The sequence below is a fragment of the Halorhabdus sp. BNX81 genome (genome assembly GCF_029229925.1).
Classification (GTDB): domain Archaea; phylum Halobacteriota; class Halobacteria; order Halobacteriales; family Haloarculaceae; genus Halorhabdus.
This window is the reverse complement of record NZ_CP107254.1, coordinates 177,251-194,136: the sequence shown is the minus strand read 5'-3', so window position 1 is coordinate 194,136 and position 16,886 is coordinate 177,251. Positions and strand designations below refer to the sequence as shown.

General features: G+C 64.1%; 16 protein-coding genes. 6 read left to right on the top strand and 10 right to left on the bottom strand.

From position 1 onward, the window contains the following. Position 1: 1 nt before the first annotated feature. Genes cas7b through cas6 form a run of 3 tightly spaced genes read right to left on the bottom strand, consistent with a single transcriptional unit; the run spans position 2 to position 3,990 of the window. Complete coding sequence (gene cas7b, locus HBNXHr_RS00860) at positions 2-1,075, bottom strand: type I-B CRISPR-associated protein Cas7/Csh2 (RefSeq protein WP_275882789.1); 1,074 nt, start codon at positions 1,073-1,075, stop codon at positions 2-4. Position 1,076: 1 nt separating this feature from the next. Then, on the bottom strand, positions 1,077-3,191 hold the full coding sequence (cas8b, locus tag HBNXHr_RS00855) for a type I-B CRISPR-associated protein Cas8b/Csh1 (protein WP_275882788.1): 2,115 nt from the start codon (positions 3,189-3,191) through the stop codon (positions 1,077-1,079). Next, positions 3,178-3,990 carry a CRISPR-associated endoribonuclease Cas6 gene (gene cas6 / locus HBNXHr_RS00850; protein ID WP_275882787.1) on the bottom strand — a complete coding sequence of 271 codons (813 nt, stop codon included), beginning with the start codon at positions 3,988-3,990 and terminating at the stop codon, positions 3,178-3,180. Before cas6 ends, cas8b begins: the two co-directional genes overlap by 14 nt. A 201-nt stretch (positions 3,991-4,191) precedes the next feature. On the opposite strand from cas6, the gene HBNXHr_RS00845 reads away from it, so the two are divergent. The 3 genes from HBNXHr_RS00845 (at position 4,192) to HBNXHr_RS00835 (ending at position 5,923) form a co-directional block, all read left to right on the top strand. Next, the gene (locus tag HBNXHr_RS00845) at positions 4,192-4,551 is read left to right on the top strand and encodes a hypothetical protein (RefSeq protein ID WP_275882786.1); all 360 of its coding nucleotides are present in this window, start codon (positions 4,192-4,194) and stop codon (positions 4,549-4,551) included. Between the two features lie 6 nt (positions 4,552-4,557). Continuing rightward, positions 4,558-5,103 (top strand): hypothetical protein, encoded by a 546-nt coding sequence (locus HBNXHr_RS00840; protein ID WP_275882785.1) that lies wholly within the window; start codon positions 4,558-4,560, stop codon positions 5,101-5,103. Positions 5,104-5,167: 64 nt separating this feature from the next. After that, positions 5,168-5,923 carry a ribonuclease H-like domain-containing protein gene (locus tag HBNXHr_RS00835; protein WP_275882784.1) on the top strand — a complete coding sequence of 252 codons (756 nt, stop codon included), beginning with the start codon at positions 5,168-5,170 and terminating at the stop codon, positions 5,921-5,923. 36 nt (positions 5,924-5,959) lie between these two features. Here HBNXHr_RS00835 and HBNXHr_RS00830 read toward each other — a convergent pair whose 3' ends face one another. From HBNXHr_RS00830 to HBNXHr_RS00815, 4 genes are all read right to left on the bottom strand, one after another. Beyond that, positions 5,960-6,592 carry a rhomboid family intramembrane serine protease gene (locus HBNXHr_RS00830; RefSeq protein ID WP_275882783.1) on the bottom strand — a complete coding sequence of 211 codons (633 nt, stop codon included), beginning with the start codon at positions 6,590-6,592 and terminating at the stop codon, positions 5,960-5,962. A gap of 68 nt (positions 6,593-6,660) precedes the next feature. Next, entirely contained in the window at positions 6,661-6,843 is a 183-nt protein-coding gene (locus tag HBNXHr_RS00825) for a hypothetical protein (protein WP_015789209.1), read from the bottom strand. Next, positions 6,840-8,744: a ferrous iron transport protein B gene (gene feoB, locus HBNXHr_RS00820; RefSeq protein ID WP_275882782.1), complete on the bottom strand. Its 1,905-nt coding sequence runs from the start codon at positions 8,742-8,744 to the stop codon at positions 6,840-6,842. The genes HBNXHr_RS00825 and feoB overlap by 4 nt, the downstream gene beginning before the upstream one ends. 2 nt (positions 8,745-8,746) lie before the next feature. Further along, positions 8,747-8,986, bottom strand: a complete 240-nt coding sequence (locus HBNXHr_RS00815) for a FeoA family protein (protein WP_275882781.1) — start codon at positions 8,984-8,986, stop codon at positions 8,747-8,749. 169 nt (positions 8,987-9,155) lie between these two features. Between HBNXHr_RS00815 and HBNXHr_RS00810 the strand changes: the two genes are divergently transcribed. From HBNXHr_RS00810 to HBNXHr_RS00800, 3 genes are all read left to right on the top strand, one after another. Then, complete coding sequence (locus tag HBNXHr_RS00810) at positions 9,156-9,581, top strand: GIY-YIG nuclease family protein (RefSeq protein WP_275882780.1); 426 nt, start codon at positions 9,156-9,158, stop codon at positions 9,579-9,581. Between the two features lie 39 nt (positions 9,582-9,620). Beyond that, entirely contained in the window at positions 9,621-10,259 is a 639-nt protein-coding gene (gene thiE / locus HBNXHr_RS00805; RefSeq protein WP_275882779.1) for a thiamine phosphate synthase, read from the top strand. A 130-nt stretch (positions 10,260-10,389) separates the two neighbouring features. Beyond that, positions 10,390-12,381, top strand: a complete 1,992-nt coding sequence (locus HBNXHr_RS00800; protein ID WP_275882778.1) for a PAS domain S-box protein — start codon at positions 10,390-10,392, stop codon at positions 12,379-12,381. On the opposite strand, the gene HBNXHr_RS00795 is transcribed toward HBNXHr_RS00800, so the two are convergent. From HBNXHr_RS00795 to HBNXHr_RS00785, 3 genes are all read right to left on the bottom strand, one after another. Then, positions 12,341-14,836 carry a cation-translocating P-type ATPase gene (locus tag HBNXHr_RS00795; RefSeq protein ID WP_275882777.1) on the bottom strand — a complete coding sequence of 832 codons (2,496 nt, stop codon included), beginning with the start codon at positions 14,834-14,836 and terminating at the stop codon, positions 12,341-12,343. The two genes, HBNXHr_RS00800 and HBNXHr_RS00795, sit on opposite strands and share 41 nt — an antisense overlap. A gap of 159 nt (positions 14,837-14,995) precedes the next feature. Beyond that, the gene (locus HBNXHr_RS00790; RefSeq protein ID WP_275882776.1) at positions 14,996-15,871 is read right to left on the bottom strand and encodes a hypothetical protein; all 876 of its coding nucleotides are present in this window, start codon (positions 15,869-15,871) and stop codon (positions 14,996-14,998) included. 93 nt (positions 15,872-15,964) lie between these two features. Further along, entirely contained in the window at positions 15,965-16,711 is a 747-nt protein-coding gene (locus HBNXHr_RS00785) for a helix-turn-helix domain-containing protein (protein WP_275882775.1), read from the bottom strand. Positions 16,712-16,886 lie beyond the last annotated feature (175 nt).

Sequence of the window (16,886 nt, the reverse complement as noted above, 5' to 3'; positions counted from 1 at the left end):
GTCACTCGCTGGCGTCGGCCAGCGTTTTCCGGTACTCGTCGTATACGTTGACCTCCTCAACCGCGTCCGTGCCGAGTACGTCTTCGAGAGCCCCAATGAGAACCTCCGGCCCTCCAGTTTCACCGTCGTGTGAGACGTCCAAGACGTCGCTCGCGACGATTCGGACCTGTTCGATCTGGTCGCTGGCGTTGCGAACGCGGTCGACGAACGCGTCGACTGAGACGGTGAGATCCCTCACGTTCCGGAGTTCTTCGTCGGGCTTCGACTCGTCCTCGTCCAGTTCGAGATCCTTGTCGAGGCCGCCGATGTGGAAACTCTCCTCTTCGTACTCGACGCGGCAGTACAGTCGGGGTTCCTGACCGACTTTGCTCCGACTGATCGTCTGGTTCTTGATTGCCCGCCAGCAGAGCGTGTCGAGGCGACGCACGTCGCCTCGCGTCAGTTTCGTGTCCTCGGCACCGTGCTCGTCGACAAGTCCGTGAAAGCGGATGAGGCCGTACTGGATCCGGTGATCGTCGAGATCGAATCCGCCCTGCTCTTTGCCCTCCTGGGTGGCGATGACGCTCGTCAGGCTGTCGTACTCCTCGTTCTCGTTGACGGCGTGCATGGTCTTCCCGGGCGAGAACTGGACCGGGCCAGTGAAGTGATCCGGTAGGTAGTCCTCGTAGTCGCCAGCGTCAGTCGCCATCGTCGCCCCGAAGTATCGAACGTCGGCACTGTTTTCGAGGAACGTCCCGAAGATGTCGTCCCTGAACCGCTCGGCCTCCTCGTCTTCGTCGACATCGTAGTCATCAGGATCGACTTCCTTGAGTCGATCTTCGAGGAGTTGTTCTCGCGTGTACTGGAGTCCCTCTTCCTGGACGTTCCGGATGTAGACCCCGTGGCCGTCGTCGTCGAGTTGGTCGCGGAGATAGCGCTTCAGGCGGACATCGGTGACGATTGCCTGCTGGGTCTGTGGATCGATCCGCGGTCGATCAGCGCCACTCAGCGGATTGCCGTTGGGGTTCGCGTCGACGGCGTCGTACAGGAAGACGATCTCGGAGCGATTCTCGACGATGTCGATGTTGTCAGTCATGTCAGGATTCCTCCTCGGTATCGGTTTCAGTCTGTTCCCAGTCGGGATGGTCGTTCATGCCGTACGTCACGCCGAGCGCGTAGTAGAACCGCAGGTCGTCGGTTTCGATCTCCCACTCGTCGGGGTCGGGACGCAGGATCGTCTCCCGGAGTCGTTCGACGACGTGCTCAAACAGCGTGATCGTCCGATCCTCGTTTCGTGTATACGTGATCGTCTTGCCGATCGCTTCCTGCGTGACTTTCTTGATGCGCGTCCGGGTGATCGATTTCACCGGATACTGGTCGATCAACGTCGTTGAGCGCTCCTCGCTGTAGTTCTGGTACCCGCCGACTTCGCCGATGAGGACGCCGAGCAGGAACGCGCCGCGGCGCTGGTCGTTGAGCGATGCGTCCGGATCGTGGGCGAGCGCGGGAGTGTCCTCGATGAACGTCTCTAGCTTCTCCGCGGCGGCGTTACCTCCGTCTGTCGCCAGGATTTGTGCTGCTGTTTCCATGGAGTCTTCCTCGTAGTTCGGTTCTCGTGTGATCGATTCCTTCCCGGGATCGTCCGTCGAGAGCAAGTCCAGTTCGTCGGTCGCCAAAGCGCACAACTGTGCGAACTGGCTGGCGACGCGGAACGAGGGGAACGATTCGACGGTTTCGTCGTTCTCGTCCGTGTCGATCCGATCGACGTATTCCTCGAGAAGCGTCTCGACGGCGATCGAGTCGCCGCTCAGTACGGCGATCAGCGCTTCAATTCGTGGATCGTCAGCGGCCGCTTCGTCATCATCCCGTTCGGCGAACGTCTCACGGAAGTACCAGCCAGTCGAGACAGGGTGAAGTCGGTTGTTATCCTCAGTGAGGAGATCCCAACCGTCGTGCGTCGGCATCGGAGCCGTTCGGCCGGAATCCGACTGGAACGCCGCCGTCTTATCGACGACGTTGTTGTGTTCGACAGCCAGCGTCTTCGGATATAGCAGGCGACCGTTCATCGTCTCGCCGAACACGTCGTATCTCGACATCTGGTGCGGCATGACGGCTGAAACGTAAAATCGCAACTCGTACTCGCTCTCTCGGTTTCGTAACTCCTGGTAGGCCCTTTCGACAGGCGTCATGTCCTCGTCTTTCGTCGCGTGGTAGAGCAACCCATACAGCTCTCTGGCGCTGTCGGGCGTCGGAACACGCTGGAAATACGGGAGATAATACACCTTGGCCCCGAACGTCCGATATGAACACTCGTCGACGAACGTGTCGGCGTTCATTACCGTAATCGCCGCATCTTCCGAGATTGGGTGCGAGCGCCATGCCTCCTCGATGTCGAGTCCAGGGAACTTCTCCAGCTGCTTGCCGAGGAAGTAGTTCTGTGGGTCCTCTGCCGTTCCAACAGTACGCGCTCCGTCTCCGGTGACAAGATCGGTTGCATCACCCGAAGAGTCGTCTGCCTTGTTCTTCGTGACGAGTTTCGAGAGCTTCCGGCGTCGCATCGCTTCCATGAACCCGTCGATCTCTCCGGGCCAACGATAGTCGCCATCCGGTTCCGTCTTGACCTGTACTGTCAGGAGCGCCGTCGTCGATTCGCCACCGAGTGCGTCAGTGACACCGCTTTCGACCGATTCGAGGGTCTCTTCATTTTCCCCGAGCGCGGCAAGTGCGTCGATGATCCAGCCATCGACATGCTCATCAGCGACGTCTTGCACTTCGTCATCGACGGGCCACTTCGTCAGTCGCTCCTTCGCGTAGCGGGCGAGTTTCTCGGGGTTGCTGTTTTGCCCGGCCTGATGCGTAACGCTGTGATCGATCCCGCGTGCAGCAGGATATTTACAGTGCGAGACGCTTTGGACCAAATCGTCGCTGTATCGTGTCACCCACACGGGTCCTCGGTCGTCATCGGCGAGTGACGGCTCGTCATCGGAAACGTCTACCCTGACGACGATCAGGCTGTCCTCGGTGTCGATGATGTCGTCTGCGGCGTCCGGAGTGAGGTACGGAGCATACTGACCACCACCGAGTGTCCCGAGTGTGTAGAGTTTCCCGTAGAGGTACTGGATGCTCCGGAGCGACGAGATCGGCGAGTCCGGTAATTCCGCAGCCAACTCCTCGTCGTCGTACTCCTCTCGGAACTCCTCAGGCGAAAGCATTCTCGCCCTCCAGTTCCGTCTCGCCCGGTTCCGTCTTGTCGACGATGTTCACGAACCCGAACCCGAGCGAATTCCGCTCGCCGATCCCGACGTCCAACAGCAGGTTCAGGTGCCGCCGATGGTCGTCGTCCCGAACGGTGTATTCGAAGCGCCACTTGCTCAATACCCACGTTTCGCGCTCGCCAGTCGTCGGCGTGACTGGTATCGCGAACGTCTTGAGCAACTCGTAGCCGTCGAACAACTCGCCGTCGACCTCACTCGGCCCGGGCAAGTAGTCCGGACAGAACAGGTCGTGTTTCTTGTCGAGATTCGCCTCGATCTGGTTGCGGAACGGCTCCATCGTGTGTTCCGGTCGCCAGAACTCCGCCTCCTCGTGATCGCTCTCGATCCCGTACTCGTCGAACCGCCACGGCGGAATCCGAACCAGAACGCCGGTTCCAGTCGAAATGGTCCCGCTCGTTCCGGGCTCGCCGACGTCGGGCGCGAGTGGCGTGATCTCCTCGACGGTGAAGGGCATCTCGCCGATGTTCAGCTCGGGGTCGTCCTTCAGGTCGGCGGCGACGTGGGCCAGCAGGTCCTCGTACGGCGAGGCGACGAGGAGCGTTCGCTCGTCACCCTCGTCCATGTCGCCCGGCGGGAAGGGGTTCGAATACGTGAACGCCTTCGGACGGTTCTCGTCGTGGCTGGCCCCGTACTCGGTCCCGTCGAGCGCGCCCCAGAGTCGCCCGCGGAGTTTGTGATGATACGCGTTGTCGTACGCCGCGTCGGCTCGTGCCCGCAACCGGGCGAGTACACGCATCCAGCGTCACCCCACCTCTCGTCGTTTAGTTGTTAACATTCCGCCATTGAAATCATCGGGAAAGGGCAAAAAGGTTCTCAGACCACAGTGAAAGTAAAACTGAGACGAATCGTGAGACTATGCCAGAGGTCGAGCGTCGCGGTCTCTAAAATGAGTATATCATGCACAAATTTAATTCATACAGGTACATAACAGACACACATGGCCGCCGACAACGACCACAAGCGCGTCCACTTCCTCTCGCCGGAGGATCTCGTCGAGCGGGCGGACGCGCTCGCGGAGATCATGGGCACCGACCGCACCGACGTGATCAACGAGGCACTCCAGGAGTTTCTCGACGAGCGGACCGACGACGAGGACTTCCAGCAGCGCGTCGCCGAGGCCTACTACGACGGTCGGATTGACCACGATCTCGTCGAGGCACTCGTCGGGGCCGAACGCGCCCGCACGTTCGAGTTACTCAAGGCCGACCTCGAATCCGACCCCCTCGACGTGCCCGAACCCGACGAAAGCGTCGATATCTACGACGGCGAGACGGCCGAAGTCGACCCTACGGAGTAGCCACCGATGGAGACCGTCGTCGCCGACACCTGCGCGCTAGTCAGCCTCGCGATCCCGAAGGCCGACACGGACTACGAGACAGCCGTCGACCCTGACCCCCTCCAATATCTCCTCACCGGACCCGAGGTGCTGGTTCCCTTGCAGGTCGAGCGCGAACTCCACGAGATGGCCGGGGACGACGACATCCACGCTGCGGCAGCGACGAACGTTCTGGCCGCGAGCGACCACTACACGCGCGTCGATCCACTGGATCGGGCCGAGACGCCGGAGAACCTCCCCGATCACGGGCTGGACGAGGGCGAGACTGCCGGGATCGTCCTGGCGAACGCGATCGACGCGGACGGGTTGTTAACTGACGAATTCCGGAGCCTGGCACGAGTGCACGCGTTGCTCGAGGACGCAACGCTCGTCACGACTCCGAGATTGCTCCGAGATTACGCACGGAACGGCCACCTCCGGACCGACCAGGCCCGAACACTGATCGAGACGATCACCCCGCACCGAAGCTGGGGGTCGAACGCGTACGTCCAGGCTGTCAGAGCGACGCTCTGAGTTCGATGGCGCATGCCATCGGTACCGCGACCTTTAGGACCATCCGTGATGGACTAGCCGTATCGTGCGCGTCGAGCAGAGTTTCATTCCGGTCAGGGGCGTCGGCGAGCAGACCGAGCGCAAGCTGTGGCGGCAGGGAATGACCCACTGGGACGACTTCGAGCCGGACGCGGTCGGCTCAACCACCGCCGAGCGCATCGAGACGTTCATCGACAACGCTCGCGAGCGGTTGGCTCGCGGTGACAGCCACTACTTCGGCCGGCAGTTCCCCAGCGGCGCGCAGTGGCGCCTCTACGAGTCTTTTCAGGACTCAGCGGCCTTCTTCGACATCGAGACGACCGGCCTGGATCAGCGCCACGACACGGTGACGACCGTCAGCGTCCGGCAGGGCGGCGAGACGAAGACCTTCGTCCGCGATCGGGATCTCACCGCGGACCGACTCCGGGAAACCTTCGCCGACGCCGACCTGCTCGTTTCCTTCAACGGCAAACGCTTCGACGTGCCCTTCCTCGAGCATTCCTTCGACCTCGACGGACTCCTCGACCGACCACACCTCGATCTCATGTATCCCTGCCGGCAACTCGATCTGACGGGCGGGCTCAAACAGATCGAGAAAGACGTGGGTATCGAACGCGACCGGCCGGACCTTTCGGGAAAGGACGCCGTTCGGCTGTGGTACGAGGCCGAGCGCGGCGACGATGCCGCTTTGGAGACGCTGATCTCCTACAACCGCGAGGACGTCGATCACCTGGAAACGGTCGCCGACCGGGTCGTCACGCGTCTCCACGAGCGAACGGTGCCCGACGGTTGCGAGTTCTAATAGAAGCCTCGGGCCACCGCGCCCGAGGCTGTTTACTCAGAAGCGTCGCCGCTCCGTACTGGTTCTCGTACGCGATCGACTACTCCGGAGCACGTGCGCTCGGCCGGCCACCAGCCCGAGGACGAGTCCGGTGAAATGGGCGACCAGCGCGACCTGACGGCCCCTGGTGAGCCACGTGATCGCGAGCGCGACGCCGATCATGGCGAGAATTGCTACCCGCGGATCGACGCTGATCCGGTCGGCGACGGCGTCGATGATCGGATTACCCAACAGGATGTACCCGAGCAGGCCGAAAACCGCACCGCTGGCCCCGAGAACGGCGACCGGCTGGCCCAGCACTTGAGCGACCGTCACTTCCATCACCCCGGCGATGATCCCGACGACGACGAAAAACGCATAAAAGCGCCAGGGGTCCGTCCGCCGTTCGAGGATGATCCCGATCACGAACAGGAAGAGGGCATTCGGGACCAGATGCATGATCCGACGGTGGACGAACACGCTCGTCACCAGCGTCCAGGGGTTCTCCGAGAGCGGCCAGGCGAGGGCGAGCGTCCCGGGTGCGCCGCCGAACACTTCAAGCAGCCGCTGCAGGAGGAAAAAGACGACCAGCACGCCGATCAGTACCGTGGTTGGACTGCTCGCCTGCACCGTACTTCCGGCCCGGTCCATACCACGACGTGGGGCCACGGGGAAAAGAAACGGTCGGTCGAGCGAGGTGTGGCCGGTGAGCGGGGAGCCTACTCCGTGCCGCCGTCGGCACGCAGCCGATCGGTGGCGGTCCGGCGGAGTTGTTCGAAGACGCCCTCACAGGCGTCACAGTCGCCACAGGTCACCGTCGAGCAGGACAGCGACGCGCCACAGCGGGGGCACTGCAGGTCCTCGGTCGGCTCGAAGTCGAGGCCGCAGGTCGGGCAGTTCATACCCCGAGCACCCCCAGCGTGGCGGCCGCGATCCCGCCGACAGTGAAGGCCGCGACCCACGAGCCGAGCCACATCAGGAGCGCGCTCTTCTTGCCGCGCTCCTTGAGGATCATCGTCATCGTCAGGATGCAGGGGACGAACAGCGTGATGACGATCAGGCCGACGAAGATCTGGGCGTGACTCAGCGCCATGTCGGTCATGCCGGCAGCGGCGAAGTCACGCCGGATCAGCCCGAGGACGAGGATCTGCCCGAAGTCGGCGGGCATCCCGATCAGCGAGGTCAGCGGGCGCAGGCCGTCCATGATCGCGTCCAGCCCGCCGACGTAGTCCAGAGCGGAGACGACCAGGGCCGTCGCGGCGAACAGCGGCGCGGCCTCCCGCAGGAACATCTTCGTGCGGTTGTAGGTCTTCCGGAGGAGGTTGCCCGGCCGGGGGACGCGCAGCCGTGGGAGTTCCGTCACCAGCGCCTGGCCCTCCCCGGGCAGCGTCCGGTCGAGGACGAGTCCGGCGATGCCGAGCACGGCCAGCAGGACGCCGAGGTAGCCGAACCACCAGACCAGCCCGAGTCCCGCGAGCAGCCCCATGATGACGCCGATCTGGGCCGAACACGGCACGGCGAGGCCGAGCAGCGCGGTCGAGATGAGGCGCTCGCGTTTCGAGCCGACCATCCGGGTGGTGATGACCGCCATCGTCACGCAGCCGACGCCGACGATCATCGGGACGACCGCCCGGCCGTTGAGGCCGATCCGGTTGAGACCGCGATCGGTCAATACCGCGAGCCGGGGCAGGATACCCGAGTCCTCGAGCAGCCCGATAGCGAGGTAAAACGCCAGCACCAGCGGCAGCAGGACGCCGACGACGTACTGGACGGTGATCGTCAGCAGGCCGAGTTCGGGGTTGATCAACAGGAACTCGATCGGGTCGACCCAGGCCGCCTCGGGCAGGAGGTCACTCACGAACGCCTCGACGGCAGGATTGTAGTGCTGGGCGAAAATGTCGCCTTCCGTAATGCCGACGATCCGCTGGGCGACCACCCCGCCGATGAGATAGAAGATGAGTCCGAGCATCGCCAGCGCGATCGGCGTGCCCGTCAGGGGGTGGATCATGAGGTCGGAGAGCCACTCCCTGATCCCGCCCTCGACCTCGGTGACGGTCTGGACCTCGTCGGCGATCGACTGGACGCGCGAGCGACGCCCCCCGTAGATCTCCTCGCGCAGTCCGGGCTCGACAAGGGCGGCCGATCCGCCGTCGGCCATCACGCCGCCGACGTCGACCTCGCGGGCCAGCGGCTCGTCACCCTCGACCAGCAGCGTCTTCTCGGCACGCGTCGCCGTAAGTTCGTCGGGGAGTTCGTCGTAGTAGTCCTCGACGGCGGTCGTTTCGGGCGCGGTCGCCTCGGGGATCCGCTCGCGAAGGTCGTCGGTCCCCTCGCCGTCGACGGCGACGGTCGGGACGACCGGGACGCCCAGGGCATCCTCCAGCGCGTCGACGTCGATATCGATCCCGCCGGCCTCGGCCTCGTCCATCATATTGAGGGCGACGACGGTCGGGATACCCATATCGAGCAGTTGCAGCGTCAGGAACAGATCCCGGTCGAGGTGGGTCGCGTCGACGACGTTGACCACGGCGTCGGCTTCGAGGACGATCTCACGGGTGACCCGCTCCTCCTCGTTGAACGCGGAGATGCCGTAGACGCCGGGCGTGTCCGTCAGCTGGTAGTCACCGAACTCGGCGAGCGTGGTGTCGACGGTGGTGCCGGGATAGTTCGAGACGTCGACGTACTGCTCGGCGAGTTCGCCGAAGACGACGCTCTTGCCGACGTTCGGACAGCCAACCAGCGCCAGGGTGGAATCGGCGGCGATCTCGCTCGCGTCACACCCGGCGTCGTGACACCCCTCCATACTCAATCACTGGCCTCCGTGGTCGGCCGTTCGATCTCGATCTCGCTAGCGAGGTCCGAGCCGAGTGCGAGATCCGTTCCGTTGCGCCGCACGATCACCGGCCCCTTCCGGATATGGTGGCGACACTCGACGGCCCCGTCCAGAAATCCCAGCCGTAACAGCCGTGCGCGCGTGTCCCCGTCCGGTACCTCGGTCAACCGGACGGACTCCCCTGAACCCACGTCGGCCAGTACCTCACTCATTTAGTCTCACCTAACTACGGATTAGCTAGGTTCACCAAAAAGGGCACAGGGGTGTTCCCACCCGCTGAAAACAGATGTGGACAAACGTGATGATTTAGGGCGGCCAAGAACATGGTTCGAGCGGCTGACTCCGGTAGACCTTTCGGAACCACTGACGAACGGGCGATCGATGACAGCCCAGGGAACCTATACGCTCCTCGTCACCCTCGATCAAGCGGCGACGATCACCTTCGGCGCGGCGGGCGAGCGCGAGCTGGCGGCTGGCGGGTACGCCTACACCGGCAGCGCCTTCGGGACGGGCGGGTTCGGCCGGATCGACCGCCACCGCGAACTCGCGGCGGGCGAGCGGGACGTTCGCCACTGGCACGTCGATTACCTGCTGGGGCACCCCGGGACGGAATTGACGGACGTGGTGAAGACGGTCGACGAAGACATCGAATGTCCAGTCGCCAGGGAGATCGCGGCCGAAGCCCAACCGGTTGCGGGGATCGGGGCTTCGGACTGTGATTGCAATACGCATCTCGCGTACGCGCCCGACATCGCTGAACTCCGGCGGACGGTCGAGGGAGCCCACGACGCGGCAGTCGATCGCTGAACCACAACGCACTCACCGACGCCGGACCCAGACATGGCTATGCCCGACTGGAACGTCTATCTGGTCACCCAGGAATCGCTCTCCGGCGAGCGAACGACCCCCGAAGTCGTCGCGTCGGCGGTCGACGGCGGCGTGGACGTGGTGCAACTGCGTGAAAAGGACCGCAGCGCGCGGGAGCGCTACGAGACCGGGCGGCTAATCCGGGAGCACACCCGGGAGGCGGGCGTCACCTTCATCGTCAACGACCGGGTCGACCTCGCACTCGCACTCGATGCCGACGGCGTCCACCTCGGCGACGAGGATCTACCCGTGGCTGTCGCTCGTGACTTGCTCGGCGAAGACGCGATCATCGGGCGGTCAGTGTCGTTCGTCGACGACGCCCGCGAGGCCGAAGCAGCCGGGACGGACTACCTCGGCGTCGGGGCGATCTACGCCACCGGCTCGAAGGACGACATCGATGACGATGAGTACGCCATCGGCACCGACCGTCTGGCGGATATCGTCGACGCCGTCGACATCCCGGTCGTGGGAATCGGGGGCGTCACCACCGAGAACGCAAGCGAGGTAGTCGAGGCCGGGGCGGACGGCGTTGCGGTGATTACCGAAATCACGGACGCGGACGAGCCGGCAGTCGCGACCCGGGAGCTGGCAACCGTCGTCACTGAGGCACAGCGATAGCAGCGTGATCGTTCGGTGAGCCAACCACCTACCGTCTGGAGCGATCGGAGGCAGATGACTATCTGAACGGCGCGGTCACAGGTTGCCCTCGCCGGGTGAGTTAAGTCCGTGCCGAGTGTCAGTACACCACATGCGAACCACGAGGGGGATTCTGGCGGTCGCTGTGGCCCTCGGAATGTCCGTCTGGGTTCTCGATGCGGTTTTAGACGCCATGTTCTTCTACGAGGGGACGCCGTTCGTCGCGCTACTCCTGACAGACATACCGGCCCACGAACTGTACATCCGAATCGTGATCATGGTCGTCTTCGTGGCCGCCGGGGCCGTCACGGCGAGACAGGCGGACCAGATGCGCGAGCGCGAGCGCGAGACGACGCTGTTTCGACGGCTGGTCGACGAAGCGACCGACAGCGTGTTCCTGATGGACCCGACGACGGGGACGATCGAAGACGTAAACCGGACCGCAAGCAACGTCCTCGGGTACGATCGCTCGACGCTCGTCGGGATGTCCGTCGCCGAGATCAACCCCGAGTTCGCGGACCCGAATGAGTTCAAGGAATTTTTGGATTCACCGGAGGGCAGGGAATTAGAGTACTACGAGACGGCCCATGTCCGGGCCGACGGAACCACGGTCCCGGTCGAGATTTCGGCATCGGACGTCGATATCGACGGTCGCCGATACCGGGTCGCGATCGCCCGAAACATCTCCGAGCGCAAGGAGCGCGAGCGGCGGATCACCCACTACAAACAGGCCGTCGAGAGTTCGCGCGACCAGCTTGCGGCCATCGATTCGGAGTTGCAGTTTCTGTTCGCCAACGAGGCTTATCGGTCGTTTCACGGTATCGAGGCGGAAATGGTCCACGGTCGGACACTCGATAGTGTACTCGACGACAGGGAGTTCAGGACAGTCGAACCCCACCTCGGGGACGCACTGGCGGGCGAACAGGTCCAGTTCGAGATGACGCGGACACACGCTGGCGAAGACGATCGCGTGCTCGACGTCCGATACTGGCCGTTACGTGACGCCGACGGGGCGATCCAGGGAGTGGGAGCGTCGCTTCGGGACGTCACAGATCACCGGGAGATGGTCGAGGATCTCCGGCGAGCACGGGAACGCTACGAATCGCTGTTCGACAGCATCAGAGACGCCATCCTGGTCGCCGACACCGATCGACGGATCGTCGATTGCAACCCGGCGTTTACAGAGCTGTTCGGATACAGTTTAGACGAGATCGAGGGAAAGCCGACGGCTGCCATCTGTGAGAGCGACGACGAATTTCAGGCGATGGGGGAATCCCTGAGCCAGCACCTGGAGGACCCAACGTTCGTTCAGACAGTCCGCTACGAGAAGCAGTCCGGACAGGTGTTCCCGGGCGAGACGAACGTCTTCTATCTCCGGGACCGGGACGGCGAGATCACCGGGTTCATCGGGCTCATCAGGGACGTTTCCGACCGGCGGGCACGCATTACCCAGATCCAGACGATCGACCGGGTCCTGCGGCACAATCTCAACAACGCGCTCACTGTCATCCTGGGCAACGCCGATTCGATCGCCGACGCGACGACGGCGGACCCCCGAGAGAGTGCGGAACGGATCATCCGAACGGGAGAGCAACTCCGGGCCACAGTGGAGAAAGAACGGGAGATCACGAGTTTCCTGGCCGAATCCCGCCCGACGGTCCAACGCGATGCGGTTGCGGTCGTCGAGAGCGTGGTCGCCGACCTGCGCGAACAGTATCCGACGGCCGAGTTGACGGTCGATCTCCCGACCGAACAGCCCGTTCTCACGGTAGAATACCTCGACCGGGCGATCGAAGAACTCGTCGAGAACGCTGTGACTCACTCGGACCAATCCACGCCGACGATCACGATCACGGTCACGACAGACGATGGCATCGTCGAAATCAACGTCGCCGATGACGGGCCGGGGATCCCCGAGATGGAGCGCCAGGTGTTGACCGGTACCCAGGACATCGAGCCGCTGTTTCACGGGCGCGGTATCGGGTTGTGGCTCGTCCACCTCATCGTCCAGCATTCCGACGGTCAGCTTTCGTTCGCCACCAACGACCCCCGCGGCAGCGTCGTCACCGTTCGGCTGCCGACCCCTGACGAGCGGACGGAGTGACAGTTGCGTCCGAATCGGGCTCGATCCGGGCCAGCCGCATCGCGTTGCCCGTGACCCCGAGGCTCATGCCCATGTCGCCGACCACGACCGCGACCGCGACGGTAACGTAGCCGATCGGGACGCCGACCGCCAGCAGCGCTTTCACGCCCAGGCTGGCCCAGATGTTCTGTCTGATCACGCCGTTGGCCCGGTTCGACAGCGAGTACAGATAGGGCAACTTGCCGATATCGTCACCCAAAAGCGCGATATCGGCGGTTTCCAGCGCCGTGTCGGTTCCGGCGGCACCCATCGCGACAGCCACGTCGGCGGTTGCCAGCGCGGGCGCGTCGTTGATGCCGTCCCCGACCATCGCCACGTCGCCGTACTCGGCCTGTAACGTCTCGACGGCGCTGACCTTGTCCTCGGGCAGCAGTTCGGCACGGTAGTCATCGACGCCGGCTTCCGCAGCGATCGCCCGGGCGGTGCCCTCGTTGTCGCCAGTCAGCATGACGACGTGCTCGACGCCGAGGTCGTGAAGCCGCTCGACCGCACGCCTGGCCGTCGGCCGGACTTCGTCGGCGACCGCGACGACGCCCCAGACCTCGCTCGCGGTGCCGACGACCACGATGGTCTTGCCCTCGCGCTCGAGGGCGGCGATCCGCTCGGCGACGGTCTCTCCGGACGCCGCCCGGCCCTCGAGACTGCCGCCGTCGGTCCGGGCGTCCCCGCCCGTCTCGAACCCCAGCGCCCCCAGATCGAGTCCAAGCTCGTCGAACAGCGCCGGCGTGCCGGCGTAGGCTGTCTCGCCCCCCACCTCGGCCCGGACGCCCTTGCCGGTGAGGCTCTCGAAGTCGTCGGGGTCGGGCGGGTCGATCTCCGCGCGATCGGCACGCTCGCGGATCGCGGCCGCGATCGGGTGTTCGCTCCGGCGCTCTAAGGCCGCCGCCCGCCGGAGTACGTCGCCTTCCTCGCGCTCGCCCACGGGAACGACGTCCGTCACCGCGAGTTCGCCCTTCGTGAGCGTGCCGGTCTTGTCAAGCGCGATGGCGTCGACGTCGCCCATCGCCTCCAGATGGTTGCCGCCCTTGATCAGGACGCCGTTCTTGGCGGCGCTGGTGATCCCCGAGACGACCGAGACCGGCGTCGAGATCACGAACGCACAGGGGCAGGCGATCACCAAAAGCGTCAGCCCGCGGACGAACCAGGGCCGCCAGCCACCCGGCAGGACGAGTTCATAACCTGCGAGCGCGAGCGTCGCACTCCCGGTGATCAACAGCGGCGGGACGACAGCGGTCAGGATCGCCAGCACGACGACCACAGGCGTGTAGTAGCCGGCGAAGCGGTCGACGAACTGCTCGCTTTCGGTGCGGTTTGCCTCCGCGTCCTGGACCAGTTCGATGATGCGTGCGAGCGTCGAGTCCCCGGAAGTCGAGGTAACCTCGACCTCGAGATAGCCCTCCGCGGTGATCGAACCCGCGAACACCTCGTCACCAGCGCCCTTCTCGACTGGCATGCTCTCGCCGGTGATCGGTGACTCGTCGACCGCGCTCTCGCCCTCGCGAACGACGCCGTCCAGTGGGATCTTCTCGCCCGGCCGGACGAGGACCGTCTCGCCGACCGCGACATCCTCGGCCGGGACGGTTACCTCTTCACCATCTCTGCTCGCGGTTTCACCGCTCGCTCGTTCGGAGGCCTCACTCCCGTCGGTCGCTGCGGCCTCCCGCCGAACTGTTGCCTCGTCGGGCGACAGCTCCATCAACTCCCGCAGGGAATCGCGCGCCCGGTCCATCGCGTAGTCCTCCAGCAGTTCGGCGATGGAAAACAGGACGGCCAGGGTCGCGGCCTCGACGACGTAGCCGATCCCCGTCGCCGCGATGATGGCCACGCCCATCAGCAGGTCGATGTCGAGGCTCCGGTTGCGTGCCGAGTAGATTCCGCTCCGGACGACCGGCGCGCCGCTGACGACGATCGCGACGAGGAACAGGGCGTCAGCGACCGCAATGGGATAGTCGAGGACAGCGGCGACCTCGACGTTCCCACCGGTGAGGAGGAACTCGACGGCCAGGCCGGCCACGAGGAAGGCTGCACCGATCCAAGTCTTGATCGCCCGCGGACTCGTCCAGATCTCGGTCGGCGGGGCAACGTCGGGGCCGTCGGTGCCCCTCTCGCTCTCGTCCCCGCTCCCGCCGTCGAGAACTTCGTAGCCCGCGCCCTCGATGGCCGCGATCACCCCCTCCTCGCTCGTCCGTTCGGGATCGAACGTCACCGTCGCGGTTCCTTTGGTGGGCGACAGCGACACCTCGGTGATCCCGTCGACGCGTTCGAGGCTCCCGTCGACCTTGCTCGCACACGACGGACAATCCATCTCGGGGACGGCGAGCCGGGCCGTAACCGCTTTGCCTGTCTTGCCGTCTGCACCCCGCGCTGTCGGCGGTTCCCCACCGCCCGAACTCGCTGCCATCTCGTCGTCGCTCATTACTTCGAGCTACGGGCGACAGTTCGATAAGCCTTCGTTGGAATATTCCAAGATCGTCAGTGGTTCAGGGGACAGACACACGGACAGGGGGAAAGCTGTGTGTCCGGACGCGAGCCGTCCCGCTCGTCGATTGCCCGGGCCAGCGTGAAACGGGAGTGATCATGGGGAAATCTCGATGGAGAGGGTGGATTCGACGGTCGGGTCCCCCAGAATACTCGGCCGTGGGATACGTTGGGAGACGTTGAATTGATACGTACTGCTGGACGGTTCGAGGAAGAACCCCTCATACTGAACGACGTGGGCAGCCACACTGTCGCAATGCCACAGGTACCCTCTTTCGGACTCCGCATCTGGGTGGCCGTCGTAGTCGGTCGTTTGGTCCTTATGGAGCGCATAGAGGAGTCCAGTCCGTGTCAATCGATCGGATCGCTCGGGTGAATAGTGGTTCAAGAAGGCGTCGATCAGTTCGAGATCGCGTTCCACATGTTCGTTCCCTCTCAAGCCAGTCGTCCCGGTGAACGTCCCGCTCGTGATGAGATCCATGATCACGGACGGGTCGTCCAGCTGGCCACGTTCGATCGGAAGGTTCTCGGTGATAACGGCCGGCGAGACGAGAGCGCCCCCCTGAATCGAATCGTAATCAAGTGGATCGACCGGCGTTAACAGACGGGTTTCGCGCGATCCGATATCCAGCCAGTGTCGGTCGAACGATGGCCTGTCCGCACCCGAGTTGCCGTGTGTGATCGTGACCCCGATGACGTCAAAGAACCGGTAGTCGTGAGAATCCCGCCCACCGTATTGCACGCCGATGAGTTGTGTGAGATCCATCTCCGGCAGCCGCTCCCCGAACTGAAAATTCCCGACCCAGACCTCCCCCACATCGGGATCGTGCGATACCTGCCGTGTTTCGGTCCGGTCGATCGACGACCGATGTACTGGGTTGTCAGTCGAGTAGCCCAGAAAACCGAGCCCGGAAGCCCCGACTGCACCTGCTCCCGCGAGTACCTGTCGACGAGTGGGGCCGCTTGACCTCATTGGTGTCAAATCATCGTTTCAGGCATAACTATTTTCTGGGTTACTGACTGCTACCGTCTCGCTGTAGGAAACGAAAGCACAGTCCACACGTGCTCACCCTGTCGGCGGCGCTTCCGGACGGGGGTCTCCCGCCACGTACCCCTTCGCGAGCTGTTCTTCCGCGCGTCGCAGCCGGTAGGTGAGCGTCGACCGGGGCACATCTAAGTGTTCGGCGAGGTCGGCGACGTCGACGTCTCGCGGATTCTCGTAGTAGCCGTGCTCGACGGCCGCCCGCAGGGCAGCCTCTTGTTCAGGGGCGAGAAGCGTCGCCTCACCGTCCTCACCCGATCCGGGATCGGCCGTCACGCCCGTCCGGAGCATCTCCATCTCGGCGCAGTCACCGACGGCGGTCTCGAGTGCATCGAAAAAGGCCGCGACGTCGCCGGTCCCCGAGTGGATGATCCGCCAGGTGTAATGGCGGCCCTCGTGGCGCGTATCGAACAAGAGGCCGTCGCCGAGGTGATCCAGTGCGAGGTGGGGCACGGAAACGCAGACGGGCGTCCGCTCCCAGTACGAATAGAGAACGAGCGTCTCGGCTGATCGATCGAGGACGTCCGTCGTCTGGGTCGCGCCACAGTCGTCTGTCGCGAGACAGTCGGCGTAGTAGTCAGTGGTGCGGAACGCGTCCTCGATCGCGTCGAGTGCGTCGGGCGAACCGCTCGCGTGGTCGACCCGCCAGAGGCGCTCGTCGGTAGCGTGCAGCGACAGCGACCGAATCCGTGCCCCCGAATGCTCGGCGAGCGTATCCGCAACCCGGTTGCACCCGGCGTCGTACTCCAGGGCGAAAGCCAACTCGCGCATGCTCACCCATACGCGCTCGCGAGGGATAAACACGGACGCCGAGAGACACCGGTCCCCCTCTGCAGGTCGACGTGATTCGAATCCCGTCTCGAGAGGGGGCCATGGTGACCGTTGGAACCGGTTGCCCCCCGAAAGAATGGTCCGGCCCGTGATATTATACTCATAGATCGTGGCG

Coding starts and splice junctions, on each gene's coding strand:
- HBNXHr_RS00825 (WP_015789209.1), bottom strand. CDS start 6,843: ATGAACTGCCCGACCTGCGGCCTCGACTTCGAGCCGACCGAGGACCTG.
- HBNXHr_RS00800 (WP_275882778.1), top strand. CDS start 10,390: ATGCGAACCACGAGGGGGATTCTGGCGGTCGCTGTGGCCCTCGGAATG.
- cas8b (WP_275882788.1), bottom strand. CDS start 3,191: ATGCTTTCGCCTGAGGAGTTCCGAGAGGAGTACGACGACGAGGAGTTG.
- feoB (WP_275882782.1), bottom strand. CDS start 8,744: ATGGAGGGGTGTCACGACGCCGGGTGTGACGCGAGCGAGATCGCCGCC.
- HBNXHr_RS00785 (WP_275882775.1), bottom strand. CDS start 16,711: ATGCGCGAGTTGGCTTTCGCCCTGGAGTACGACGCCGGGTGCAACCGG.
- HBNXHr_RS00795 (WP_275882777.1), bottom strand. CDS start 14,836: ATGAGCGACGACGAGATGGCAGCGAGTTCGGGCGGTGGGGAACCGCCG.
- HBNXHr_RS00845 (WP_275882786.1), top strand. CDS start 4,192: ATGGCCGCCGACAACGACCACAAGCGCGTCCACTTCCTCTCGCCGGAG.
- thiE (WP_275882779.1), top strand. CDS start 9,621: ATGCCCGACTGGAACGTCTATCTGGTCACCCAGGAATCGCTCTCCGGC.
- HBNXHr_RS00790 (WP_275882776.1), bottom strand. CDS start 15,871: ATGAGGTCAAGCGGCCCCACTCGTCGACAGGTACTCGCGGGAGCAGGT.
- cas6 (WP_275882787.1), bottom strand. CDS start 3,990: ATGCGTGTACTCGCCCGGTTGCGGGCACGAGCCGACGCGGCGTACGAC.
- HBNXHr_RS00830 (WP_275882783.1), bottom strand. CDS start 6,592: ATGGACCGGGCCGGAAGTACGGTGCAGGCGAGCAGTCCAACCACGGTA.
- HBNXHr_RS00810 (WP_275882780.1), top strand. CDS start 9,156: ATGACAGCCCAGGGAACCTATACGCTCCTCGTCACCCTCGATCAAGCG.
- HBNXHr_RS00840 (WP_275882785.1), top strand. CDS start 4,558: ATGGAGACCGTCGTCGCCGACACCTGCGCGCTAGTCAGCCTCGCGATC.
- HBNXHr_RS00815 (WP_275882781.1), bottom strand. CDS start 8,986: ATGAGTGAGGTACTGGCCGACGTGGGTTCAGGGGAGTCCGTCCGGTTG.
- cas7b (WP_275882789.1), bottom strand. CDS start 1,075: ATGACTGACAACATCGACATCGTCGAGAATCGCTCCGAGATCGTCTTC.